Origin of the sequence: Bradyrhizobium uaiense (assembly GCF_010811875.1) — a bacterium.
In the GTDB taxonomy this organism is placed as follows: domain Bacteria; phylum Pseudomonadota; class Alphaproteobacteria; order Rhizobiales; family Xanthobacteraceae; genus Bradyrhizobium; species Bradyrhizobium uaiense.
The window spans coordinates 1-246 of sequence record NZ_VKHP01000869.1 but is presented as its reverse complement, the minus strand read 5'-3'; the positions used below and the strand labels follow the sequence as shown (position 1 = coordinate 246).

Here is a 246-nt window from a genome sequence, read left to right as displayed (position 1 = left end):
TCACCACCGCGAACGTCCGAGCTGAGGTTGGCCGACTTCAGGCAGTAGGATTTCATTGACTGATGTGAAAACGGAACGAAGAAATTCCGATCTCTGATACTCATGTCATTTCCATCCGCGCAGATCAAGGCCGGATCACTGTCCCGCAGTGAGCGGCTCGCAAAATACAATCGCCTGCTCGAAATCGAGCGTGAGCTTGGTTCTGCGGGCGTCTACGAAAGTCCATTTCGGTAGCATGAAGGCACC

At 53.3% G+C, this 246-nt stretch carries 1 protein-coding gene; it reads left to right on the top strand.

Annotated elements, in window-relative coordinates:
• Nucleotides 1–102: 102 nt before the first annotated feature.
• Nucleotides 103–234 carry a hypothetical protein gene (locus FNJ47_RS47870; RefSeq protein WP_206685436.1) on the top strand — a complete coding sequence of 44 codons (132 nt, stop codon included), beginning with the start codon at nt 103–105 and terminating at the stop codon, nt 232–234.
• Nucleotides 235–246 lie beyond the last annotated feature (12 nt).